The sequence below is a fragment of the Desnuesiella massiliensis genome, assembly GCF_001403615.1.
Taxonomy (GTDB): Bacteria; Bacillota; Clostridia; order Clostridiales; family Clostridiaceae; genus Desnuesiella; species Desnuesiella massiliensis.
On the sequence record NZ_LN879456.1, the window covers coordinates 613756 to 637344 of the forward strand.

The window sequence follows — 23589 nt, forward strand, 5'->3', positions numbered from 1 at the left end:
CATGCATTATTGCATGCCACTATTTATGAGCGTAAAAGCATGAAAATGTATTATTTGTACATGAAAATTTAATTTTAAGTAAAAAATTTAATGAAATTAATCTTATACAATGTTATTATATATGTATGAATATTTTTTATAGAGGTATTTTATGGGGGAAATAGTAAGAGTAAGAGAAAAAAATGAGTTAATAAAAAGACGAAAACATAAAAGAAGATTGAAGAAAGCTATAATTTTTATTATATTTTTAATATCTCTGTTTTTTACCTTGTTATTTAAGGCTCCATATTTTAACATAACTAATATTGAGGTTGTAAATAATAAAATAATGTCGAAAGAAGAAATCGTAAAAAATAGCGGTATTGAATTAGGTAAAAATATTTTTTATATAAATAAAGAAATCTACATAAATAATATTAAAACTAATCCATATGCACTAAATGTAGAGATAAAAAGAAAATTACCCTCTACATTGCTTATAAAAATGCAGGAAAGAGTTCCTAGATACTATATTCAAGTAGGTGACAGCTTCTACTTATTGGATGATGAGTCAAGATTATTAGAAATAAAGAAGGACTTAGTTAATAATGAATTGATTAAGTTAGATGGCTTAGAGTTATCTAATACTAACCTGGGCGATAACTTATTGCCCATTAATGACAGAAGATTACAGTGGCTAGAAGAATATGCTAAATTAATGAAGTATAATACCAGTGATATAGAATTTACTTCCATAGATTTGAATGATACATTAAATATAAAACTCTATTATCATAATATGAAAGTAATAATTGGAACTCTAGATGATTTAAAAACTAAATTAAATAAAGCTATAAATATATTATCTTATGAAAATATAAAAGATTCAAAAGGATACATTGATATAAGCTTTAACGGCAATCCTGTAGTATATATAGAAAAATAGGAGGATAGCTTATGAAAAAATATATTTCACAGATTTTGGTTGCTTGTGTGTGTGCTTTATTAGGTTTTCTCTTAGCTTATCAGTTTAAACTTTTAAGTGATAAAGAAAAAGCTATAACCCCTAATAATTACAACCAAGTAGATATAACTGCAGAAATAGAGCAGTTAAAGAAGGAAAAATCAGAAGTTGAGAAAAAAAACAATGAGTTATTAAATCAATTAAAAAAATATGAAGATGCGGCTGCAGATAATAATGATTTAACAAAGGAGTTAAAAAAGCAACTTGATGATACTAGGTTGATAATGGGTAATGTTGATGTAGAGGGACCAGGAATAATTATTTATCTTAATCCTAAAAACTCAGTATTTTCTAGTAATGCATCTAACCAATATATAACCGATAACGAATTGGTGTATATTATTAACGAACTTAATTTTTCTGGAGCTGAAGCTATTTCAATTAATGATAAAAGAGTATCTATTCAAACAGGTATAAAAAGCTCTTCAAATAATAATTTTATTGAGATAAATGGTGAAAAAGTATCTCCAAGAGAAAGGATAGTAATAAAGGCTATAGGAAACAAAGGTGACTTATATGGTATGATGAATTTCCCAGGAGCACTAGATTTTCAAGCCTTACCTTACTATGATAAAAAATTCGAGCAATCTGATTCGATTAAAATTCCTAAGTTCAATAGAACTTATAAATACGATTATTTAAAACCAGTGAAATAGGAGGTATTATAGTATGATTGCCTTTGTAGGTTTATTAATTGGAATAATTATAGGCATAGTCTGGAAAGTTAATATACCGGATAAGTTTTCTCCATATATGTCCGTTGCCATATTAGCTTGTTTAGATTCTGTGTTTGGAGCTATAAGAGCTTCCTTATCAAAAAACTTTCAACCGGATATATTTATCTCTGGATTCTTTGGAAATGCAGCTTTGGCAGCTGGGTTAGCTTATTTAGGAGACAGACTTGGTATTCCAATTTACATTGCTGCTGTTATTGTATTTGGTGGAAGAATTTTTGATAACTTTGCTATAGTTAGGAGACTGCTAATAGAAAAAGCAAAATCACATTGATGAGGTGATTTTAATGAAGAATAATGAAGCTAATGTATTTGTATTTATAGCAGCAATTATTATTGGTATTCTAATTGCCTTAAATATTAACCTTAATAATACAGAAGAAAGAATAGTTTTGAATGCAAAGCAATATCAAGAAGCATATAATTCAAGAAATAAACTTGTAAAAGATATATATGCATTAAAAGATGAATATTCTAAAAACTTATCTAAGCTTTCAAATTATAAACAAGGAGAAGCTTCGGAGTCAAAAATAATTGAGGATATTTCTAGTGAGCTTGAACTTAATAAAATGATATTAGGGTATAAAGATGTAAAAGGTGAAGGATTAGCAATTACCATAAAAGACGGTAGCGGAGAATTCAGCAATAGTGTTGATGATCCTATATTAAGATATACTAGAACTGTCCATAATACTGATATGATTCAGGTTATTAATGAATTAAGAAATTCAGGGGCAGAGGCTATTTCTATAAATGGCCAAAGAATTATGCCAAATTCTGAGATATATTGTAGTTGGGCTTTTTTAAGAATTAATGGGGTCAAATTGCCTGCTCCCTTTTACATAAATGTTATAGGCAATAAAGAAGTTATAAAAAAATATATATTAAGTAATGATAGCTATGTTAGAACTCTTATAAATAGAGGAATTGAAGTCAGCATATATGAGGAGAAAGAAGTAGTTATCCCCTCTATTACAAGTGATGTGAAAAATAAATATTTATCACCTTCTAAGTAATATTTTTGAAGGATTTTTAAGATTTATGAAGAATAGTAGATATAACAAATATAATGTTATAAAGGGGTAGATATAGTTGGACTTATCAGAAAGAATCAAAATAATAACTGGATCTATACCTGCAGATGTTAATTTAGTTGCTGTAAGCAAAACCAGGAGTATAGAAGAGATATTGAAAGTTTATGAAGCAGATATTAGAGACTTTGGTGAGAATAAGGTTCAAGAACTAATTGAAAAGCACGATAATTTAATGGATAAGAATATAAGATGGCATCTTATTGGCCACTTACAAAGAAACAAAGTTAAATATATCGTGGATAAGGTGCATTTAATCCACTCTTTAGATAGTGTAAGATTGCTAGAAGAAATAGAAAAGCAATTTAGTCTAAAAAACAAGATAGCAAAAGTCTTAATTCAAATTAATATTGGCAGAGAAGAAAGCAAAAGTGGTATTTTGGAAGAAGATTTAATTAATTTAATCAATGAAGTTGAAAAATGCAGCTATGTAAAAGTTAAAGGCTTAATGACTATAATACCTAAGGGTGATGAAGAAAGCTCTAGAATTTACTTTAAAAAGATGAAATCAATCTATGAAGATTTAAAAACCAAATCTTATAATAATGTAAAAATGACATATCTTTCAATGGGTATGACAAATGATTATAAGGTGGCTATAGAAGAGGGCGCCAATATAATAAGAGTTGGAGAAGGTATATTCGGAAAAAGAATTTACGATATTTAAAAATAAAAGTAGGAGGTAATAAAAATGGCAGCAAAGGTATTAAATAAAGTATGGGGATTTTTAGGACTTGAGGATGAATACGATGAAGAGTTGGATGACATGGAGATGGAGAGAGAAGATAACGACGAAGAGTATGAACCAATAATACCTAGCAGTAATTCTAAAAAACAAAGTAAAGTTGTAAACATTCATACTGCAGTATCAGCAAAGGTCACTATAACTAAGCCCTCAGCTTATGAAGAGGCAACAGATATTTGTGATGATTTAAAAAATAGAAAAATAGTGGTTGTGAATACAACTAGCTTAGACCCTAAAGTTGCACAACGTCTTCTTGATTTTATGGGAGGAGCAAGCTACGCTTTAGGTGGAGAATTACAAGAAATAGAAAAGGGAGTATATATATTGTCTCCTTCTAATGTTGAAGTATCCAACGAGTTGAAAAGTGAACTTTCTTCAAAAGGTTTATTTAACTGGTCTAAATAAACATGTATAATATATTTTTACAAAGGATAATTTTTATTATATTTTAGGATGAAAATTATGAATAAGAATGAGTTTATTAATTATTTTAATGAATATGATGACAAAAATTCCATTTCATTGTTATATGATAAATTTTTATTAGCTAATAAAACTAATAAAGAATTATTTACCAATGAATTTTACCCACCTTATATTTGGAGTAAGGTAAGTAGACTGGCTAATAATCATTCAATAGCACTAAAAACTGAAGGAATTTTTGAATTATCTGAAAGAAGACTTATTGGATTTAATGTAGACCAATATAGTCTCTTTCCTATGAAAGTATTAAAAATTGAAAATAAATCAAAGTTTTCAATTTTAAGTCATAAGGATTATCTTGGGGCAATAATGGCTTTAGGAATAAAGCGTAATAAATTTGGGGATTTTATAGTTAATGAAAATTGCTGCTATACAGTGGTTCATGAGGATATTTATGAATATGTTTTAACTAATCTAAATAAGATTGGTAATTCATCCTGTAAAGTTAGCTTAATAGAAAACTTAGAATTATTACCTCAGGTATCTTTTAATAGACAGATTATTTTAGTTTCTTCAGATAGAATTGACTGCGTTATTAGTTCTATATGCAATATTTCAAGGTCAAAAGCCCAGGACCTAGTCGCTTCAAGTAAGGTGATGATTAATTACATAGAAATCAATGAAAAAGATGTGTTAATTAAAGAAAAAGATATTATAACAGTTAGAGGCTATGGTAAATTTAGAATCGGCGAAAATATCGGAACTAGTCTTAAAGGTAAATTAAGAAAAGAAATACTAAAATATGTATAAAATGAGGTGAGCTTCATGAAATTAACTCCTATGGATATTAATAATAAAGAGTTTAAAAAGGTATTAAGAGGGTATGATTCAGAAGAAGTAGATGAGTTTTTGGATAAGATTGTTGAGGATTACGAGGAATTATTTAAAGAGAATTCTGTTTTAAAAGAAAAAATTACAGCGATGAATGAGAAGATAGAGCATTATTCAAAGATAGAAAGCACTATTCAAAATACATTATTATTAGCACAAAATGCAGCAGAGCAAGCTAAATTTTCAGCTCAAAAGGAATCAGAGATCATTATTAAGAGTGCTAATGACAATGCTCAAAGGATTTTAGATAAAGCCCATAATGATGTTATGGGTGTAAATGAAGAATATGATAAAATAAAACAAGAATTCATAAAGTTTAGAGCTAAGTTTAGAAATTTTATGAATGTTCAACTACAGACTTTCGATGATTTAGAAAAAGATTTCGTTAAGAACTATAGTATAGGAACTCCTCTTGAGGAAGATATAAGAGAAAAAGCTATTGAGCCTGTAGAAAATCTAGATTTAAAAAATTTAGATGAAGATGATTATAAGACTGAAGACTTAGATGCTATTAAAAGCTTCTTTGCACGAAATAGTTAAAATCTCACTCACTTTGAGTGAGTTTTTTTATGAATTTTATTTTTAGCTTGGAGTGATTAGTGTGAAAAAAAATATATGGATTTTTGAAAGCAGTATTGATTTTATTAGAGAGTTTTATAGTATAATTCAAAGAAATCAAAAGTGTTTTTATATCATAGATACAGAAGTGTATAATCTACATTTAGAGACAATTAAAAAATTATTAAATTATGAGCTAAGTCATAAGTTGATTATTCGGTTAAATGAGGAAAGTAAAAATTTTCACTCAGTAAATAGAATATATGACTTTTTACTCAATAATAAGGCTAACAGAGAAGACCTATTAGTAGTAATTGGAGGCGGTATCCTAGGAGATATAGGTGGATTTGTTGCATCTTCATATATGAGAGGAATTAAATATATAAATATACCTACTACATTAATTTCCCAGACGGATAGTAGCATTGGAGGTAAAGTAGGTTACAATTATAGTAATGTTAAAAATGCTATAGGAAGTTTCTATGACCCTGAAGCAATACTAATTTACACTGATTTTCTAAGTACATTACCTAAAAAGGAATTGATAAACGGTTTTGGGGAAATAATTAAGTATGCTTTAATAGATAGTGAGGATCTGTTAGTTTATGTTGAACAGCACATTGATGATTTAACTAGTTTACAGCCTAGGGTTATTAGTTATATAATTAATAAATGTGTAGAAATAAAGGAAAATATAGTAGAAAAAGATTTCAAGGATATGGGTTTAAGAAATACTTTAAATTTTGGTCATACTGTTGGCCATGCCATTGAAATTGACTCCCAATATGAATTGTCTCATGGTGAAGCAGTAGCTCTAGGTATTTTAGTAGCTCTTAAGCTTTCAGAAAAAAAGCTTGGCTTAGACGAAAGAGTGTTTTTAAGAATAAAGAATCTATATAGAAAGCTTGATTTAAAGCTTAATTATTGTATAAAAGATTATAGAAAATTCTTAAAGACAATAAAAAGCGATAAAAAAAATGATGATAATATGAGGTTCGTATTATTAGGCGCCTTTGGTGATATGACCATAAAAGTTGTTGTAGCAGAGGACGAATTGCTTTGGGCTATAAAAGAAAGTATAGAAGGTGATAATTAGATGGATAGACTCTTGGTAGATAAATTATCTGGAGACCCTATAAAAATAAAACTAAAAGAAAGCCAGACAATTGGTTTAAAAAATAAAATAGTTATCTCTGGGCCTTGCGCTATAGAAAATTATGATACTATGAGGGCTATAGCAAAAGAACTAAAAAATATTGGCATAAATATATTAAGAGGAGGCGCTTTTAAGCCTAGAACCTCTCCTTATGATTTCCAGGGGTTGGAAAACGAGGGGTTAAGCATATTAAAGTCAATAAAAGATGAATTTGATATGATAGTTTCAACAGAGATTATGGATACAAGAGATGTTGAACATGCGCTAGATTATATTGATATTATACAAATTGGCTCTAGAAACATGTATAATTATAGCTTATTAAAAGAAGTTGGTAAAACTAAGGCTCCTGTAATACTAAAAAGAGGAATTAGTGCAACCATAAAAGAATGGTTATATGCTGCTGAATATATTATGGTAAATGGAAATGAGAACATAATATTATGTGAGAGGGGCATAAGAACCTTTGAAACCTCTACAAGGAATACACTAGACTTAAATGCCGTGGCTTATATTAAAAATAAGTATAGATTGCCAATAATTGTTGATCCAAGTCATGGTACTGGATTAAGAGAATTAGTAGCTCCAATGTCCTTGGCTGCTATAGCGGCGGGAGCTGATGGTTTAATAATTGAATCGCATATAAAACCTGACATATCAATTTCAGATTCAGCACAAACCATTGATATATTAACTTTGAAAGATATTATTGATAAAATAAATATTATAGGTGAAGCTTATGGATTTAGTAATTAAAGGACATAAAAGTTTTGTTCAGGGTGAAATATCACTTCCAGGAGATAAATCAATATCTCATAGGGCACTTTTAATTGGAGCCCTGCCTAAAGGGAAATATAGAATAACAAACTTTCCCTTTAGTGAGGATTGTATTTCTACTTTGAATGCTATGAAAGCTTTAGGAGTAAAAATATATGAAAATCATGAAAATATTGAATTAGTTACTCCAGGATACAGAGGATTTAATTCTTATGTGGATTCTATTGATTGCGGTAATTCTGGTACCACAGCTAGGCTTATAACAGGGTTATTGTGTGGAGCTAATATTCAGACTAAGCTTCTTGGAGATACTTCTCTTTCAAAAAGACCTATGGATAGGGTAATAGGTCCTTTAAAAGATATGGGGGGGAATATAGGAAGTATAGAGGGAAAACTTCCTTTATCAATAAATAAGTCTATACATGGAGCTTTGAAGGGAATTGACTATAATATGTTAGTAGATTCAGCTCAAGTTAAGTCTAGTATACTTATTGCAGGATATATGGCTGAAGGAATAACGAAGGTTACCGAAAGGAATTACAGCCGTAATCATACAGAATTGCTTTTTAAATTTCTTGGAGCAGGCCTATTAGTTCAGGATAAAGTTATAAATATAAAAAATTCTGAAATGCACTGTAGAGATCTTAATATACCTGGAGATATATCTTCAGCAGCCTTTATAATAGCTCTCACCATATTAATACCTAAAAGCTCTATTACAATAAATAATCTATTGCTAAATAAAAGAAGAAAGAGATATATTGAGATACTGAAGCTTATGGGAGCTGATATTGAATACCAGGTTACTGGAGAGGAATGTGGTGAAGCAATAGGGAGTTTACAAGTGAAATCCAGTGAGCTAAAGCCAATAATTATTGAAGAAGAGGATATTCCTAATATTATTGATGAAATACCTGTTTTTTCAATATTAGCCTCTTTCTGCAGTGGAGTATCTATTATAAAAGGTGTTAATGAATTAAAGTATAAAGAAAGTAATAGGATAAGCTGCATTTTGAGTAATTTATCCACCTGCGATATAAATTGCAGTTACACTGATAATAATCTATATATTGAAGGAAAGGAAGATTTCATAAATAAGGATATTACTATAGAGACCTTTGGTGATCATAGAATAGCTATGGCTTTTGCAGTGCTAGCCTCAAGGAATAAAGGTGAAACAAAAATTTTAGATTGGGATTGTACTAAAATATCCTTTCCAAATTCAGAAAAATATTTTAGAATGTTTTTAAATTTCTAGTAATATTTTTCTAAAACTATGTAATAAAAATCCTTGCTTTTGAAAGAATAACTAATGATAACAAATAAAAAGGAGCAAGGATAGTATGAATAATGAGTTAAAACAATATTTTAAAAGAAAATTATTAAATGAAAGAAAGAGTGTACTAGGAACTATAGAAAAGATGAAAAAATATGATACTTTAAATTCTCTATCAGAAATATCTTCTGAGCTTTCTTTTTATGATAATCATACGGGCGATATAGCAGGTGCAATGTATGATTTAGAAAGAGGGGCTGCCTTAAAAGAGAATGAAATATCTTTAATAAAAAAGATTGATGAAGCATTACTTGATATTGAACATGATACTTATGGAACTTGTAAAAAATGTGGTAAAGAAATTATAAAAGAGCGTTTAGAGGTAGTGCCTTATGCTCAGTATTGTGTTAGCTGTCAAGAGAAAATAAGCACTATAGAGAATGCTAGTTATTCAAAAAGACCTTTAGAAGAAAAAGTAATAGGAAATCCTTTTACTTATGGTTATAATGATATTAGTGAATACGATGAAGTAGGTTTTGATGCAGAAGATAGTTATCAAGGAGTGCAACAGTTCGAAAAGCTACAAAATGTAGAAGATTTTTATGATGAAGATGAGGAGTATGTAGAACCTATTGAAAAAATCAGTAATGAGCAGTATAGAAATCAACTGCCAGATTAATATTAAGGGGGATGGGAATGACATATTTAATACTTTTTCTAGGGATTTTATTAGATAGAATAACAAAAGTTTGGGCCATCAATACATTAAAAGGTGGCAATGATATTGTTGTAATTAAAAATATATTTGCCTTTTCATATTTAGAAAATAAAGGAGCTGCTTTTGGTATTTTACAGAATAAAACTATCTTTTTAGCACTAACCACTTTAATTGTGGTAAGTGGTATGATATTTTATCTATTTAAATTTAAACCTCAATCAAAGATTTTAAAACTAAGCATTTCTTTTATAATTGCTGGGGCCGTAGGAAATTTAGTTGATAGATTTTATTATACTTATGTGGTAGATTTTATACAGCTGCATTATAAGGATGTTTACTATTTTCCAACCTTTAATATAGCAGATATGTTAGTGGTTTTTGGAACCATAATATTAGGTTTATGCATAGTAAAGGATGTTAAATAATGAATGATTTTAATTTTATTGTAACAAAAGAAAATGTAGGAACTCGGCTAGATAAATTTCTAGCCTTAGTTCTTCAAGATGTATCAAGATCCAGTATTCAAAACATAATTGATGAAGGCAAAGTTTTAGTAAATAACAAAGAAAAGAAGAGCAATTACAAATTAAAAGAGATGGATTTTGTTTTAGTAAATATTCCAGAACCAAAGGAATTAAATGTAGAACCAGAAAACATACCTATTGAAATTATGTACGAGGATAGTGATATAATTGTGGTTAACAAACCGCAGGGTATGGTAGTACATCCTGCTCCTGGAGTTTATAATGGTACACTGGTTAATGCATTACTATATCATTGTAAAGATTTATCTGGCATTAATGGAGTTTTAAGACCAGGAATAGTTCATAGAATTGATAAGGATACTTCAGGCATTCTTGTGGTTGCTAAAAATGATTATTCACATAATAAACTGGCAGAACAATTAAAAGAGCATTCTATGAAAAGAGAATACTATGCAGTAGTAGAAGGTTTATTAAGACAAGACGAGGGCACCATAAATGAGCCTTTAGGCAGGCATCCTGTAGAAAGAATTAAAATTGCAGTTATAAAAGATGGAAGAGAAGCCATAACTCATTATAAGGTTATTGAAAGATACAAAAATAATACTTTAGTTAGGTGTATATTAGAAACGGGAAGAACTCATCAAATTAGAGTACATATGAGTCACATAGGACATCCTTTACTAGGAGATCCAGTATATGGATTCAAAAAACAAAGATTCAATCTTCAAGGTCAATTACTGCACGCCAAGATTCTTGGATTTATTCATCCTACAAAAAATACGTATATGCAGTTTGAAAGTGAACTACCAGATTATTATGTAAATGTTCTAAATATTTTAAGTAAAGAGTTGAAATAATAGATTGTCTATAGTATTATTTTCTTGAAAGAAAGAGTTTTGTAAAGCGCTTATCTTTAATGTTTGATAGGGCGCTTTTAATTTTAAATTTTGGAGGGAGAGTATTTATGAATTACAAGTCAACTCTACTTGATGAAGATGCCATAAGAAGAAGCTTAATAAGAATTTCTCATGAGATTATAGAAAAAAATAAAGGCATAGAAGATATAGTTTTAATTGGAATAAAAAGAAGAGGATATCCCTTAGCAAATAGATTAGCAGAAAATATTAAAAAATTTGAAGGAATTGATTTGTCTGTAGGAAGTGTTGATATTACATTGTATAGAGATGATTTAACTTACGCTTCTGATACTCCAAGGCTAAACGATAAAAATTTAGGGGTAGATGTAAGAAATAAAAAGGTTATATTGGTAGATGATGTACTTTATACTGGCAGAACCGTAAGGGCTGCTATAGAGGCTATTATCAATGTAGGTAGACCAAAATGCATACAATTAGCGGTGCTAATTGATAGAGGCCATCGAGAATTACCTATTAGAGCAGATTATGTAGGCAAGAACATACCAACATCAAAAGAAGAGATAATTGCAGTTCAAATTGTTGAGTATGATGAAGAAGATTCAGTAAAAATATATGAGACCTAAATCAATACTTTGGGGTGAAGAATATGAAAATAATATCATGGAATGTAAATGGAATTAGAGCAATAATGAAAAAAGGCTTTATAGATTGGGTAACTTCTGAAAATCCAGACATTCTCTGCTTACAGGAAACTAAGCTTCAAGAAAATCAACTAACAGAAGAGATAATTAATATTGCTGGCTATAAATCTTATTTTAGCTTTGCCGAGAAAAAAGGCTATAGTGGAGTGGCGATTTATACCAAGCATGAGCCAGAAGCAATATATAAAGGCTTTGGCTTAGAATCCTTTGATACTGAAGGAAGAATACTTAGAGCAGATTATAAGGATTTTACCTTAATTAATATATATTTTCCTAATGGACAAATGAATGAAGATAGATTAAAATTTAAGCTTGATTTTTATGATGCAACCTTAGATTATTGTAATAATCTTGTAAGCCAAGGAAAAAAGCTTGTAATATGTGGGGATTATAATACAGCGCATAAGGAAATTGATATAAAGAATGCTAAGGCTAATGAAAAGACCTCTGGATTTTTGCCTATAGAAAGAGAGTGGTTAACTAAACTTATTGGCAATGGATACACGGATACTTTTAGGCATATAAATCCTGATATCATTAAATATAGTTGGTGGAGTTATATGTTTAAAGCAAGAGAGAGAAATACAGGGTGGAGAATAGATTATCATTTTGTTTCTAATAATTTATTACCATTCGTAGGAAAGGCCGACATCTTAACGGAAGTTATGGGGTCAGATCACTGCCCAATACTTATTGAACTAAATTTTTAAGGAGAAAAAACATGTTCACATTAATCGCAACAACAACTTTTGGTATAGAAGCAATAACAGCAAAGGAACTAAAAAAACTAGGTTATGATGATTTGAAGATTGACAATGGGAAAGTAACCTTTGAAGGCGATGAATTAGATATTGCTATATGCAATACTTGGCTTAGAACTGCAGATAGAATTCTAATCAGTCTAGGTGAGTTTAAAGCAGAGACTTTTGAAGATTTATTTCAAGGAACAAAGGCTATTAACTGGGCTAATATAATACCTTCTAATGGTAAAATCCATGTAGTTGGTAAGTCAATTAAGTCTAAATTATATAGTGTGCCTGACTGTCAATCTATAGTGAAAAAAGCTATTGTAGAAAGTATGAAAAGCAGCTATAAGGTTGAATGGTTTCCGGAAGATGGACCAACCTACAAAGTAGAAATTGGTTTACTAAAAGATATAGCTACTCTAACATTAGATACTACAGGACCAGGTTTACATAAAAGGGGATATAGAGAGTTTGCAGGTGCTGCACCTCTTAAGGAAACTCTGGCGGCAGCCCTTGTTCTAGTGAGCGATTGGAGCGCTGAAAACACCTTAGTTGATCCTTTTTGTGGTTCAGGAACTATATTAATAGAAGCTTGTCTAATAGCTCAAAATATAGCACCTGGATTAAATAGAAGATTCGTATGTGAAGATTGGCCTATTATGGATCCAGACAATTTTGAACAAGTTAGAAGCAGTGCGAGAAATAGCATAAAAACATCTCCGTTAAAGTTTTTAGGATATGACGTTGATGATAAGGTATTAAGAGTAGCTAGGCAAAATGCCGAAAAGGCAGGTATATCTAAGTATATAGAATTTCATAGAATGGATTTCAATAATTTTAGTTCTAAAAAGCCTTACTGTTATGTGATTACTAATCCGCCCTATGGAGAGAGAATAGGGGATGAGGAATCTGTAATAAATCTTTACAAAAAGCTTGGAGAGTTAAAGCAACATATGCCAAGTTGGAAGCTTTACATATTAACTTCCTATAATAACTTTGAAAAGGTATTTGGAAAAAAAGCGGATAAGAATAGAAAGCTTTATAACGGAAAAATTCAATGTTATTATTATCAATATCTGTAATAGTTACATAATAAGAGAGCATGAAGGAACATTATCAATTCCTTTATGCTCTCTTGAATATATAGCTTATAATCACCTTTGTTTAATCATATCTATTCAACTTTTTTAAGCTTTAAGTCATAGGGAGTCACTAAAATAGTTCTATTAGTATAATAAATTACCATACCGGGCTTAGCACCAGAGGGTTTTTTTACATTTTTTATTTCTGTGTAGTCTACTGGAACTTTAGAAGAGTTTTGAGCTTTACTATAGTATGCTGCTAATATAGCAGCTTCCTCTAAGGTTCTTTCAGTGTAATTTTTTGCTTTAATTATAACATGAGATCCAGGAATATTTTTAGTATGTAGCCAAATATCGTTCTTCTCACCAAACTTTAAGGTTAAAAAATCATTTTGCATATTATTTTTTCCTACATATATATCTGCTCCTTCTGAAGAAAGAAAATGAAGTGGCTTAGAGGATTTATTATTAGATTTCTCTTTTTTTCTATGTTTAATATATCCACTTTCAATAAGCTCAGATCTAATCTCTTGGATTTCCTCATATTTATCTATATTATTTATACTAGTTAAAACGGATTGAAGATAGTGAAGCTCCTCACGGGCGTTTTCTAATTGTTCAAAAGCTACTTCTTCAGCCTTCTTGAATTTAGTATATTTTTTATAGTAATATTGAATATTTGCAGAAGGAGTTAAGTTTTCGTCTAGTTCAATATTAACCCACTGTTCCTTTTCGCTATAATAATCCTGTACTTCAATACTTTTCATACCTTTTTTTACATTATAAATATTAGCAGTTAATAATTCTCCCTTTATTCTATAGGATTCCTTTTCTTTACATTCCTCTAAAGAATTTTCTAAAATTGAAATCTTTTTTAAACACCTATCAATGTTATTTTGTAATATTTTATGGATATCAGCAGTTCTTCCATAAATCCTATCTTGCTTATCCTTTTTATAATAAAATTCATCTAATAATGAAGAAGCATCTTTAAATATTGATTTTTCAAATTCTTCAAAAGCTTTTAACTCAATGCAATAAAACTCTTTAATTTCATCTTTATGATAGTAACAAAGAAAAGTTTTTTCTTCTGATAATTTTAAAAAGAAGTTATTAGTAAAATTAAAGATTTCTTCATAGGTTATATCTCCAATATTAAATTCATCGGATAATCTAATGAACATATCTTTAGATAGCAGACTACTAACTCCTGTATAGGTATTTGAAAAAATGAATTTATCTACTTTAATATCTTTTTCTCTTACTAATGTTAGCAGATCATTAAAGTTATTGTTAAAAGGGTTAAGTTTAGAGGATTTTGGTGGATAGATATATTTTACTCCAGGAAGTAGTAGTCTATAGCTATTCATATCTGCACTGACATGTTTAATACTATCCATAATTATATGATCTCTATCCCTAACCAAAGAGATATTGCTGTGTCTTCCCATAATTTCAATAATTAAATTGTAAATACTATTAAAACCTAACTCATCTTGAACCTCAAAGGATATCTTTATTATTCTGTCATTATCTATCTGCTCTATATCCTTAACCTTTGAACCTATTAAATATTTTCTAAGCAGCATGCAAAACATAGGCGGTTGAAGGGGATTGGTTTTATTATGATTAGTAATATGTATTCTTGGGTAGTTAGCACTGGCACTTATTAATAATTTCTTATTTTCATTAAAACTTCTAAAGGTTATAATAATTTCGTCCTTTTCAGGTTGATTTACCTTATCTATTCTACTATTTATAAAACAAGCTTTAAGCTCTTTTACTATCTTACTTAAAAATACTCCATCTAAAGCCATAAAAACGTCATCCTTTCTAGATTTTTCTTATTAATTTTAACATAGAATAAAATATATATATATATTATACCAATAATTAATATAAAATTTAAAAATCTATTTATTATTTTTTCGCGTATTATATAATATAGTTAACAGAACTTTTTATAAGAATAATAAATATTTAAATATAATATATTAAATAACTTAAAAGGAAGTGTTTGACATGAGGTTTAGCAAAATGCATGGTAATGGTAATGATTTTATTATGATTGAAGACTTTCATGGTTTATTAGCTAGTGAACAAGAAGATTTAGCTAAAAAATTATGTAATAGAAATTTTGGAATTGGTGCTGATGGAATTATTTTAGTAAGAAAAACTGAGAAAGCAGACGCGGAGATGGTGATAATTAATTCAGATGGCTCCTATGCCTCTATGTGTGGAAATGGATTAAGATGCTTTGTAAAGTATGTTTTTGAAAGAGGTATCTCTGTAAAAAATCCACTTAAAATTCTTACTGGAGACGGTATAAAAGAAGTAGCTATATCTATAAAAGATGAAGAAGTAGACAGTATTGTAGTTGACATGGGAATTCCCTCCTTTGATCCTAATTCCATACCAGCATTACTGAATAAACCTATTATTAATGAAGTCATTACAGCAAATAGCAAGGAATATACAATCACATCTTTGCATTTAGGTGTACCTCATACAGTAGTTTTTGGTAAACTTCATGATTTTCAAATAGAAGAAGGCCGTTATTTAGAAAAGCATGAGCTTTTTCCAAAAGGTACTAATGTGGACTTTTGTGAGGTTATTGATAAAAACAATATCAAAGTAATGACTTGGGAGAGAGGGGCCGGACCAACTTTAGCTTGTGGTACTGGAAACTGTGCTTCCGCTTTTGCAGCCTATAGATTGGGATTAATAGAGAATGAAATTAATGTATATATTAAGGGAGGTCATCTTAAAGTAAAGATAGTAGGAGATGAAGTGTTTATGATTGGAAATGCTACTTTTGTATTTGACGGTATTTTAAAATAAATAGTGCAGAGGAAGTTAATTATGTTCATAAAGAAGAAATTATTACTATGTTTCATGATGAGTTTAATTTTATTTATGACTACTTCCTGTACAAAAAAAGAAATAGAGACAAATAAAGAATTAGAAGTAAATAATACAAAATCCTATTCTAAAGTTACATTGATGAAAAATAGTTCTTCAAAGTTAATAGAGGAATTTAAGTTGATAAATGGGAAAAAGGATTATATTGATTCTCTTAAGCCCATAGCTAACTTTAAATATAGTATTAAAGATAATGTTTATTTGTACCAATTTATAAAAAGTACAGGACAAAGTTTAAGCAATAGTTATATAAGCATTACCACAAACAATAAATCTATTGAATTAGATGATTTTTACTCAGCTTCGGATATTACTATGAGTCCAAAAGGAACAGCTGTAGCTTTTAGAGCTTATGCTAAGGACGATTATTTAAGTTTTGAAGATAAACCTAGGATATTTGATATAGATAAAAATAAATATAAAGAAATACCTATTGATACTTTGATTTCAGGAAATTTATTCAAATGGCACGGTGAAAATACTTTGATTTATTATGGAGTAAAGACTGAAAACAATTTAAAAAAAGCTGCATTATATAAATTTGATTTTGAAAAGAATGAAGAATATGAAGAAAAAAGCTTTAAAGGTAATATTACTTTTATGGACTTTGTAAATAGTGATGAGTTAATTATTCTTCTACGAGTAAACGAGAAAAAGAGCCAATTAATAAAATATAATTTAGCTTCAAAGGAATATACCATTCTAAATGATTCTATTGATACCATATATGATATGACATTTTTTAAAGATGATATTTTCATTTTAGCTAAGGATGTAAATAATGTAATATCAATTTTTAATATTAATTCTTTAGGAAAAATTAAAAGATTGATTTATGATTTTCCTAAAAAAGTCCATGAAAAAGGCGGTCTCACTACAGATGAAAAAGGAAATTTATATTTTTTAGACATAGATGCTGATTTTAACTCAAATGTATACATGATTAATCGAGAAAATAACTCCATAAATCTTATTATTGATGATTTAAGTTACTACCACCTTTATAAAGCAATAAATTAAGCTTAATCCATGAGAGTGCGGAAAATAAAACACTATGAAATTCATGTAAACTTAACGAATTTCATAGTGTTTTATTATATTTAATCACATTAAAAATCTTATATTTGTTACTGCTTTTAGCATAATACATTGATTATTATTTGGAAAAAAAGTCAAAAATTATAACAATATTATTATACGAGGTGATTACATTTGGAGAATTTAAATTTATTGCAGAAGGAGATAATAAGTAAATTTAAGTTATTTCCTTTCAAGAAGGATAATAATAACATTTATGTAGCTATGACTGAAAAGCATTCAAAATTAGATATTGAAAAATTAAGAATGATTTACAATTCCAATATAATTCCTATGATAGTTTCTGAGGATAAGTTATCTAGGCTCATTAGTGAACATAGTGGTAAAGACACCTCGTTATCAGAAGATATACACTTTGCATTAAATAGCTATGATCTTCTAATTAAAAATGCAGTAAATCTTAAGGCTACAGATATTCACATTGAGCCTTTTAATGATAGCGCTCTTATTAGATTGAGAATAGATGGAGATTTATCTGATTATAAAAACCTTGAGCTTAATGAATATACTAATTTATGTTCCAAAATTAAGTATATGGCAGGTATGGATATAACAGAAAAAAGATTGCCTCAAGATGGTCAAATAATTTATAGCTTAGATAATAAAAAATATGATTTAAGAATATCTTCTATACCTACTATTAATGGGGAAAAACTAGCACTTAGAATACTATACAAAGACTATAAGATAAATAATATGATAGAGTTAGGTTTTAGTACGAATCAGGTTGAATTATTGAAAAATATTTTAAATAGTAGCAACGGATTGATTATAATAGCAGGGCCTACAGGCAGCGGAAAAACCACTACAATGTATTCATTAATTAATGAACTAGATATATCAAAGCTTAACATAAGTACTATTGAGGACCCAGTAGAATACAAAATTAATGGTATAAATCAAATAAATATAAATATGAAAGCTGGTTTGACCTTCTCAGCTGGGCTAAGAAGTGTGCTTAGACAAGATCCTGATGTAGTTATCATAGGAGAGATAAGAGATAGAGATACAGCTGAAATAGCAATCAGAGCATCGGTAACAGGGCATAAAATACTGTCTACTATCCATACTAACGACGCTATGGGAGTAATATTAAGACTTATGGATCTAGGTATTGATAGGCATTTGATAGTAGAGGCCTTGACTGGGATTGTATGTCAAAGACTAGTTAAAAAGCTATGCAATAATTGTAAAGTAACATACAATGCTAACAAGGAAGAAAAGCAACTTCTTTATCTCCCTGAAGCGCAGAATTTAGTTTTATATAAACCTAAGGGGTGCATTTATTGCAACGGCAGTGGCTACAGTGGAAGAACAAGTATTAACGAAGTTATTCATTTTAATAGTAAGATTAAAGAAATATTAATTGAAGGAGAAGGCATTTATAAAATTAGAGAACAGTTAAAGGTTTTTTTAGATAATTCTATCGTAAGCTGTTGTAAAAAGTTAGTTGTTAGTGGAACTACTTCCTTAGAAGAGTATATAAAATATAAAAATCAAATATATGGAGAGATTTAATAAAATGAAGTATATATTTTTTGTTTTTATAGATGGTGAGGGTAAAAAGCGAAGAGCATTTTATAAAGGTGATTTAGCTGAGCTTTTAAATGAATTAGAAGAGAAAAACCTAAAGATTGTAAGATATATAAGTATATCCGGAAATATATTCTTAAAAACTTTATATAAGGTTGGTATAAAGGATTTAATGCTATTTTGTAAAGATTTTGCTACTCTATATAAAGTAGGCGTACCTATTAAGGAATGTATTAATATTATTTATGACCAATGTGATAGTTTAAAACTAAAAAAATCTTTAAAAGCTGTCAATGATAATTTAAGAAAGGGATATTCCTTAAGTGAGGCCTTTTTAAAAAATAATTATGAGTATTCAAGTTTCTTTATTACTTCTATAAAGTTAGGAGAAGAAAGTGGCAATATAGATTCTGTACTATATAACCTTGGTAAGTATTATGAGAGGAAAATAGATTTTCAAAGTAAAATCAAGCAAAGCCTAACATATCCTATATTGGTTATAATTGTTACATTTTTTGTAGCTACTTATATTATATTAAATGTAATTCCTCAATTTATATCTTTGTTCGAAGGGCTAAATGCAGAAATTCCTTGGTATACTTTGAAACTGATAAGCCTTTCTACTTTTTTAAGTAATAACTTTTTAATTATTTTGCCTAGTATTTTGACTTTATTTTTGTTATTTACAATTTTAGTAGCAAGGGCACATAAGCGATGGAATATATTCTATAAGATGCCTATAATGAAAAAATATTTTTTTGAATTATTTCAAATTAATTTTATTGAGTCTTTTAGTATTTTATTAAATAGCGGAATTAATATATCCAAAGCCTTAACTTTAATTGAAGATAGCAATAAAAATAAGTTTTATAAACAGAATATTAGTCTGCTAATTGAATTGATAAATAATGGCATTAGCTTATCTGAAGCTCTTTTGATATTAGGAGGTTTTAATAAAATGGTAGTTTCCATGGTAACCATAGGGGAGAAAAGCGGAAAATTAGATCATATGATGATAAGTTTAAAGGATATATTGCAAAAAAAGTATTATAAAAAGCTAAAAACCATATCTGAATTAGTACATCCCTTTATAATGATTTTATTAGGTATTTTTGTGCTTAGTATTTTTTTAGTAATCCTTTCACCCGTTTTTGATTCTTTGTCTTCTTTTAATTATTAAGAAAAGGAGTTTAAGCTTTGAAAAATAAAAAAGGTTTTTCGTTGATAGAGGTATTGATATGTTTATCCTTAATCTCAGTAATCTCGGCAATTTTCTATATACCAATTAAAACCTTTATTAAGTTAAAGAACAATTGTAGTATAGAAGTTAATAACTTATCTATTCATAATTTTATTAATAACTCAAGACTTTATTGTGTCACTAATGAAAACATTGGTTACATAGCTTTTAATTTTTCAGAAAACTATATGTATTTCGTGGCTAATAATAAAACTCAGGAAAAATTATATTTGACTAATGGAAATAAGCTAGATTACGTAAATAAAAATTTTATTTATTTTGACAAAAAGGGTTTTACTAATGATGCTTGTACTATACAATATAAGGATTTAGAAGGTAAGCTACACAAAATAACTATTGCCGTAGGGAGTGCTAATGTTGAAATCAAACCTTAAGTACAAAAATAAAAAAGGCTTTTCTTTAATAGAAATAATAATTTCCTTATCTATTATATCAATACTCCTTTGTACCATATTATTTTTAAAGCAATATAATTCAATTCAAAGTAATACTAATGATAAATATATAGAAGCATTAAATAAATTTAGTATGATAATAAATTACTTGGATAATAATTGTAACTATGAGGCCTTTAATAAGCTTAACAGGGGAGAAAATTATTATTTAGATATAAATTTAATTAATATAGATGGTATTAAATCTAATACCATATTAAATTTTTTTAACAAAGAAATTTCTGATGTAAATAAAGATTCAATTCAAATAGTGATAGAAGAAGCAGAGATATTGACAGTGAATTTAACTCTCAAGCTACCAAAGCTTAAGGGAGGGAGCGAACTAAATAAAAAAATTTTTATAGGCAAGTATAAATAGTAATTTTAAAAAAGGAGTTTTATCTTTGAAGAAAAAAGGCTTTACCTTAATTGAGGTAATAATTTATATATCCTTATTAATTGTAGTTTTAGATTGCGCCTTTAGTATTTTTATTTATTTTTATAAAGACTATAAAAATAATATAAAATTAAATTCTCATAGAGCTCATATCGATGAAATATGGATTTTTCTAGAAGGCAAAATTAAAGAAGCTAATACATACGCTGAGGTTTATAATGATTCAATGCGATTAAAGAAATATGATAAGAATTTAAGTTTAACTAATTCTAGTTATGAGGTTATTAGATTAAATGGGGATAAATTGATAATTGAATATTATAGAGGAAACACTTTTCAGGCTTCCAACCTTATAGCTAATAATATTGAAAAATTTCAAGTATATAGAAAAGATAATTTGATTCTTATAGCACTTACTTCGAAAAAAGGAGTTATAATTAGTAAATGTATAGAAAACTTAAATTTAATAAGCGTAAGGGAAACATAAGCTTAATATCTTTAGTTATAATGCTTATAGTTATTGATATACTAGTTTTTGAAGTATCTTTGATTAATATGACATTAAAACAATCTAGATTGTTAAAGTATGGTATAATAAAAGAAAATAGTTATAAAAAAGATGTAGTAATAATACTAACCTCTTTTTATGATACTTTAACTTCTATGGATATTAAAGAGAGAGATCATCTTCTTCAAAATGATAAGGTTAGTATGCAAAGAGATAAAGTGACCTTAATTTATGATTCTAGTGTTAAATATATTAGAGTAAAATATCCTCATGATAGAGATTATGTAGAGGAGCTTTATTTGATAAAAAGCTCTAATGATGAGCTAAGATTTATTAAATTTTTTATTGAATATTCTTGATATTTACGGGTGGTTTTATGAAAGAAAATATAATATTAATTGGAATGCCTGGTTCAGGTAAAAGTACTATTGGCAAATTGCTTAGTGAGAAAATAGAGTATGATTTTATAGATATGGATAACTACATTGAGGAAAAAGAAGGCATAAAAATTCCTGATATTTTTCGCCTTCGTGGGGAAGCCTATTTTAGAAAAAAAGAAACAGAATTATTGAATTTCTATAAAAGCTTAAAAGGATATGTTATTTCCACTGGCGGAGGCACACCAATTTATAATAATAATTTACACTGTTTACGTCAAATGGGCACTGTTATATTTTTAGATTTAGATATTGGTAATATTGTTCAGAGAGTAAAAAAGCAAGATTTAATAAGACCTCTTTTAAAGGACGGGGTAGAGGCTAAGCTTATAAAATTGTATGAAGACAGAATAGATATATATAGAAAAGCTCATATTATTATAAATTGTAATAATTTGGTATGTAGTCAAATTGTAGAAACTATAATTAAGGTGATTTCATAAAATGAAAGAAAAATATATAAACTAATTGCAAATATTTAATACTTTTGATAAAATATCATTGTTAAATTGTTAAGGAAATAATTATTAAATAGGATGTTATTAAAATGAAGATACTTGTAATTAATGGACCTAATTTAGATAGGCTAGGTATGAGAGAAAAAAATATTTATGGAAGTTTAAAATTGAATGAAATAAATGAAATAATTCAAAATTATTTTAAGAATAAAAATACTTTTATAGATTTCATACAAAGCAATGATGAGGGTAAGATTATTTCTGAAATTGGAAATTCTGAAGAAAAATATAATGGTATAGTAATAAATCCTGGAGCCTATTCCCATTATAGTATTGGCATTTTAGATGCCATTAGAGGCATTAATATACCTGTAGTGGAAGTGCACCTATCTAATATTCATAGTAGAGAGGAATATAGGAAAAAAACTATCACTGGTGAAGGTTGCCTAGGTGTAATTAGCGGATTTGGACATTATTCTTATATAATGGCTATAAATGCCTTAATAGATTTTTACTCAAAGAGCTAATGGTATTAATTTACCTGAAAGGGTTATAATATAAATGAATTAATTTATTTTGGAGGGATACTTAATGATATCAGCAGGAGATTTAAGAAAAGGCACTACTTTTGAATTAGATGGACAAGTGTTTACTGTAATAGATTTTTTACATGTAAAACCAGGAAAGGGAGCGGCTTTCGTAAGAACAAAATTAAGAAACGTTATATCTGGAGGAGTTACAGATAGAACTTTCAACCCACCAGAAAAACTTCAAGAAGCTGTAATAGAGAGAAAAGAAATGCAATACCTATATTCTGATGGAGAATTATATTATTTCATGGATCAAGAAACTTTCGAACAAATACCTTTAAACCATGAAAAGGTTGAAGAGGCGATAAAATTCTTAAAAGAAAACATGTTTGCAATAATAAAATTCTATAAAGGAGAGGCTTTCTCTGTTGAAGCTCCAAACTTTGTTGAATTATTGATTACACAAACAGACCCAGGATTTAAAGGAAATACTGCAACAAATACTTTAAAACCAGCTACTGTTGAAACTGGTGCTGTTGTAAACGTACCTTTATTCGTAAATGAAGGAGACATTATTAGGATTGATACAAGAACTGGAGAATACATGGAAAGAGTATAAGTATGTTTAAAAAGGTAAGCTTAGCTTACCTTTTTGATTTATAAAATATTTTTAAACACATCTTTAAAAAACAGATGTGTTTTTTTTATTTATAGTAATAATTTATGAACTTTTAAAATAAAAATTAT

The 23589-nt window shown here is 28.3% G+C and carries 29 protein-coding genes; 28 read left to right on the forward strand and 1 reads right to left on the reverse strand.

Going from position 1 to position 23589, the window contains the following annotated elements:
- Window positions 1-151 precede the first annotated feature (151 nt).
- From BN2665_RS13640 to BN2665_RS13720, 17 genes are all read left to right on the forward strand, one after another.
- Window positions 152-925 carry a cell division protein FtsQ/DivIB gene (locus tag BN2665_RS13640; RefSeq protein WP_055667651.1) on the forward strand — a complete coding sequence of 258 codons (774 nt, stop codon included), beginning with the start codon at window positions 152-154 and terminating at the stop codon, window positions 923-925.
- An 11-nt stretch (window positions 926-936) separates the two neighbouring features.
- Window positions 937-1659, forward strand: coding sequence for a DUF881 domain-containing protein (locus tag BN2665_RS13645; protein ID WP_055667652.1), 723 nt, complete (start codon window positions 937-939; stop codon window positions 1657-1659).
- Between the two features lie 13 nt (window positions 1660-1672).
- Window positions 1673-2011, forward strand: a complete 339-nt coding sequence (locus BN2665_RS13650; RefSeq protein ID WP_055667653.1) for a small basic family protein — start codon at window positions 1673-1675, stop codon at window positions 2009-2011.
- A gap of 13 nt (window positions 2012-2024) precedes the next feature.
- Window positions 2025-2753 (forward strand): DUF881 domain-containing protein, encoded by a 729-nt coding sequence (locus tag BN2665_RS13655; protein WP_055667654.1) that lies wholly within the window; start codon window positions 2025-2027, stop codon window positions 2751-2753.
- A 76-nt stretch (window positions 2754-2829) separates the two neighbouring features.
- Window positions 2830-3495, forward strand: coding sequence for a YggS family pyridoxal phosphate-dependent enzyme (locus BN2665_RS13660; protein WP_055667655.1), 666 nt, complete (start codon window positions 2830-2832; stop codon window positions 3493-3495).
- A gap of 24 nt (window positions 3496-3519) precedes the next feature.
- On the forward strand, window positions 3520-3978 hold the full coding sequence (locus BN2665_RS13665; RefSeq protein ID WP_055667656.1) for a cell division protein SepF: 459 nt from the start codon (window positions 3520-3522) through the stop codon (window positions 3976-3978).
- Window positions 3979-4035: 57 nt separating this feature from the next.
- Window positions 4036-4806, forward strand: coding sequence for a YlmH family RNA-binding protein (locus BN2665_RS13670; RefSeq protein WP_055667657.1), 771 nt, complete (start codon window positions 4036-4038; stop codon window positions 4804-4806).
- Window positions 4807-4821: 15 nt separating this feature from the next.
- Complete coding sequence (locus tag BN2665_RS13675) at window positions 4822-5427, forward strand: DivIVA domain-containing protein (RefSeq protein WP_055667658.1); 606 nt, start codon at window positions 4822-4824, stop codon at window positions 5425-5427.
- Between the two features lie 61 nt (window positions 5428-5488).
- Window positions 5489-6541 carry a 3-dehydroquinate synthase gene (gene aroB / locus BN2665_RS13680; RefSeq protein ID WP_055667659.1) on the forward strand — a complete coding sequence of 351 codons (1053 nt, stop codon included), beginning with the start codon at window positions 5489-5491 and terminating at the stop codon, window positions 6539-6541.
- The gene (gene aroF, locus BN2665_RS13685) at window positions 6542-7357 is read left to right on the forward strand and encodes a 3-deoxy-7-phosphoheptulonate synthase (RefSeq protein ID WP_055667660.1); all 816 of its coding nucleotides are present in this window, start codon (window positions 6542-6544) and stop codon (window positions 7355-7357) included.
- Window positions 7341-8636: a 3-phosphoshikimate 1-carboxyvinyltransferase gene (gene aroA, locus BN2665_RS13690; RefSeq protein ID WP_055667661.1), complete on the forward strand. Its 1296-nt coding sequence runs from the start codon at window positions 7341-7343 to the stop codon at window positions 8634-8636. The genes aroF and aroA overlap by 17 nt, the downstream gene beginning before the upstream one ends.
- A gap of 85 nt (window positions 8637-8721) precedes the next feature.
- Window positions 8722-9333, forward strand: coding sequence for a TraR/DksA C4-type zinc finger protein (locus BN2665_RS13695; protein WP_055667662.1), 612 nt, complete (start codon window positions 8722-8724; stop codon window positions 9331-9333).
- Window positions 9334-9350: 17 nt separating this feature from the next.
- Window positions 9351-9797, forward strand: coding sequence for a signal peptidase II (gene lspA, locus BN2665_RS13700; protein WP_055667663.1), 447 nt, complete (start codon window positions 9351-9353; stop codon window positions 9795-9797).
- Window positions 9797-10714, forward strand: coding sequence for an RluA family pseudouridine synthase (locus BN2665_RS13705; RefSeq protein ID WP_055667664.1), 918 nt, complete (start codon window positions 9797-9799; stop codon window positions 10712-10714). The genes lspA and BN2665_RS13705 overlap by 1 nt, the downstream gene beginning before the upstream one ends.
- A gap of 107 nt (window positions 10715-10821) precedes the next feature.
- The gene (pyrR, locus tag BN2665_RS13710; protein ID WP_055667665.1) at window positions 10822-11358 is read left to right on the forward strand and encodes a bifunctional pyr operon transcriptional regulator/uracil phosphoribosyltransferase PyrR; all 537 of its coding nucleotides are present in this window, start codon (window positions 10822-10824) and stop codon (window positions 11356-11358) included.
- Window positions 11359-11381: 23 nt separating this feature from the next.
- Complete coding sequence (locus BN2665_RS13715; RefSeq protein WP_055667666.1) at window positions 11382-12146, forward strand: exodeoxyribonuclease III; 765 nt, start codon at window positions 11382-11384, stop codon at window positions 12144-12146.
- 11 nt (window positions 12147-12157) lie between these two features.
- Window positions 12158-13264, forward strand: coding sequence for a THUMP domain-containing class I SAM-dependent RNA methyltransferase (locus BN2665_RS13720; RefSeq protein WP_055667667.1), 1107 nt, complete (start codon window positions 12158-12160; stop codon window positions 13262-13264).
- A gap of 92 nt (window positions 13265-13356) precedes the next feature.
- Here BN2665_RS13720 and BN2665_RS13725 read toward each other — a convergent pair whose 3' ends face one another.
- Complete coding sequence (locus tag BN2665_RS13725) at window positions 13357-15081, reverse strand: Rqc2 family fibronectin-binding protein (protein ID WP_055667668.1); 1725 nt, start codon at window positions 15079-15081, stop codon at window positions 13357-13359.
- A gap of 205 nt (window positions 15082-15286) precedes the next feature.
- On the opposite strand from BN2665_RS13725, the gene dapF reads away from it, so the two are divergent.
- The 11 genes from dapF (at window position 15287) to efp (ending at window position 23461) form a co-directional block, all read left to right on the forward strand.
- Entirely contained in the window at window positions 15287-16105 is an 819-nt protein-coding gene (gene dapF / locus BN2665_RS13730; protein ID WP_055667669.1) for a diaminopimelate epimerase, read from the forward strand.
- Window positions 16106-16126: 21 nt separating this feature from the next.
- Window positions 16127-17206, forward strand: coding sequence for a hypothetical protein (locus BN2665_RS13735; protein WP_055667670.1), 1080 nt, complete (start codon window positions 16127-16129; stop codon window positions 17204-17206).
- Between the two features lie 192 nt (window positions 17207-17398).
- Window positions 17399-18802, forward strand: a complete 1404-nt coding sequence (locus BN2665_RS13740; RefSeq protein WP_055667671.1) for a GspE/PulE family protein — start codon at window positions 17399-17401, stop codon at window positions 18800-18802.
- Window positions 18803-18806: 4 nt separating this feature from the next.
- Window positions 18807-19997: a type II secretion system F family protein gene (locus BN2665_RS13745; RefSeq protein WP_055667672.1), complete on the forward strand. Its 1191-nt coding sequence runs from the start codon at window positions 18807-18809 to the stop codon at window positions 19995-19997.
- A 17-nt stretch (window positions 19998-20014) separates the two neighbouring features.
- Window positions 20015-20452: a prepilin-type N-terminal cleavage/methylation domain-containing protein gene (locus BN2665_RS13750; protein WP_055667673.1), complete on the forward strand. Its 438-nt coding sequence runs from the start codon at window positions 20015-20017 to the stop codon at window positions 20450-20452.
- The gene (locus tag BN2665_RS13755) at window positions 20436-20891 is read left to right on the forward strand and encodes a prepilin-type N-terminal cleavage/methylation domain-containing protein (RefSeq protein ID WP_055667674.1); all 456 of its coding nucleotides are present in this window, start codon (window positions 20436-20438) and stop codon (window positions 20889-20891) included. Before BN2665_RS13750 ends, BN2665_RS13755 begins: the two co-directional genes overlap by 17 nt.
- A 25-nt stretch (window positions 20892-20916) precedes the next feature.
- Window positions 20917-21396, forward strand: coding sequence for a type II secretion system protein (locus BN2665_RS13760; protein ID WP_055667675.1), 480 nt, complete (start codon window positions 20917-20919; stop codon window positions 21394-21396).
- Window positions 21354-21776, forward strand: coding sequence for a hypothetical protein (locus BN2665_RS13765; RefSeq protein ID WP_055667676.1), 423 nt, complete (start codon window positions 21354-21356; stop codon window positions 21774-21776). The genes BN2665_RS13760 and BN2665_RS13765 overlap by 43 nt, the downstream gene beginning before the upstream one ends.
- 17 nt (window positions 21777-21793) lie before the next feature.
- Window positions 21794-22297, forward strand: coding sequence for a shikimate kinase (locus BN2665_RS13770; protein ID WP_055667677.1), 504 nt, complete (start codon window positions 21794-21796; stop codon window positions 22295-22297).
- Between the two features lie 104 nt (window positions 22298-22401).
- Entirely contained in the window at window positions 22402-22839 is a 438-nt protein-coding gene (gene aroQ, locus BN2665_RS13775) for a type II 3-dehydroquinate dehydratase (RefSeq protein WP_055667678.1), read from the forward strand.
- A 64-nt stretch (window positions 22840-22903) separates the two neighbouring features.
- Window positions 22904-23461 (forward strand): elongation factor P, encoded by a 558-nt coding sequence (gene efp / locus BN2665_RS13780; RefSeq protein WP_055667679.1) that lies wholly within the window; start codon window positions 22904-22906, stop codon window positions 23459-23461.
- Window positions 23462-23589: the final 128 nt, after the last annotated feature.

What these genes read in the sequence shown, in the direction of transcription:
- BN2665_RS13640 (WP_055667651.1), top strand. Translation starts at nt 152, where the DNA reads ATGGGGGAAATAGTAAGAGTAAGAGAAAAAAATGAGTTAATAAAAAGA.
- BN2665_RS13645 (WP_055667652.1), top strand. Translation starts at nt 937, where the DNA reads ATGAAAAAATATATTTCACAGATTTTGGTTGCTTGTGTGTGTGCTTTA.
- BN2665_RS13650 (WP_055667653.1), top strand. Translation starts at nt 1,673, where the DNA reads ATGATTGCCTTTGTAGGTTTATTAATTGGAATAATTATAGGCATAGTC.
- BN2665_RS13655 (WP_055667654.1), top strand. Translation starts at nt 2,025, where the DNA reads ATGAAGAATAATGAAGCTAATGTATTTGTATTTATAGCAGCAATTATT.
- BN2665_RS13665 (WP_055667656.1), top strand. Translation starts at nt 3,520, where the DNA reads ATGGCAGCAAAGGTATTAAATAAAGTATGGGGATTTTTAGGACTTGAG.
- BN2665_RS13670 (WP_055667657.1), top strand. Translation starts at nt 4,036, where the DNA reads ATGAATAAGAATGAGTTTATTAATTATTTTAATGAATATGATGACAAA.
- BN2665_RS13675 (WP_055667658.1), top strand. Translation starts at nt 4,822, where the DNA reads ATGAAATTAACTCCTATGGATATTAATAATAAAGAGTTTAAAAAGGTA.
- aroF (WP_055667660.1), top strand. Translation starts at nt 6,542, where the DNA reads ATGGATAGACTCTTGGTAGATAAATTATCTGGAGACCCTATAAAAATA.
- aroA (WP_055667661.1), top strand. Translation starts at nt 7,341, where the DNA reads ATGGATTTAGTAATTAAAGGACATAAAAGTTTTGTTCAGGGTGAAATA.
- BN2665_RS13695 (WP_055667662.1), top strand. Translation starts at nt 8,722, where the DNA reads ATGAATAATGAGTTAAAACAATATTTTAAAAGAAAATTATTAAATGAA.
- lspA (WP_055667663.1), top strand. Translation starts at nt 9,351, where the DNA reads ATGACATATTTAATACTTTTTCTAGGGATTTTATTAGATAGAATAACA.
- BN2665_RS13705 (WP_055667664.1), top strand. Translation starts at nt 9,797, where the DNA reads ATGAATGATTTTAATTTTATTGTAACAAAAGAAAATGTAGGAACTCGG.
- pyrR (WP_055667665.1), top strand. Translation starts at nt 10,822, where the DNA reads ATGAATTACAAGTCAACTCTACTTGATGAAGATGCCATAAGAAGAAGC.
- BN2665_RS13715 (WP_055667666.1), top strand. Translation starts at nt 11,382, where the DNA reads ATGAAAATAATATCATGGAATGTAAATGGAATTAGAGCAATAATGAAA.
- BN2665_RS13720 (WP_055667667.1), top strand. Translation starts at nt 12,158, where the DNA reads ATGTTCACATTAATCGCAACAACAACTTTTGGTATAGAAGCAATAACA.
- BN2665_RS13725 (WP_055667668.1), bottom strand. Translation starts at nt 15,081, where the DNA reads ATGGCTTTAGATGGAGTATTTTTAAGTAAGATAGTAAAAGAGCTTAAA.
- dapF (WP_055667669.1), top strand. Translation starts at nt 15,287, where the DNA reads ATGAGGTTTAGCAAAATGCATGGTAATGGTAATGATTTTATTATGATT.
- BN2665_RS13735 (WP_055667670.1), top strand. Translation starts at nt 16,127, where the DNA reads ATGTTCATAAAGAAGAAATTATTACTATGTTTCATGATGAGTTTAATT.
- BN2665_RS13745 (WP_055667672.1), top strand. Translation starts at nt 18,807, where the DNA reads ATGAAGTATATATTTTTTGTTTTTATAGATGGTGAGGGTAAAAAGCGA.
- BN2665_RS13765 (WP_055667676.1), top strand. Translation starts at nt 21,354, where the DNA reads ATGTATAGAAAACTTAAATTTAATAAGCGTAAGGGAAACATAAGCTTA.
- BN2665_RS13770 (WP_055667677.1), top strand. Translation starts at nt 21,794, where the DNA reads ATGAAAGAAAATATAATATTAATTGGAATGCCTGGTTCAGGTAAAAGT.
- aroQ (WP_055667678.1), top strand. Translation starts at nt 22,402, where the DNA reads ATGAAGATACTTGTAATTAATGGACCTAATTTAGATAGGCTAGGTATG.
- efp (WP_055667679.1), top strand. Translation starts at nt 22,904, where the DNA reads ATGATATCAGCAGGAGATTTAAGAAAAGGCACTACTTTTGAATTAGAT.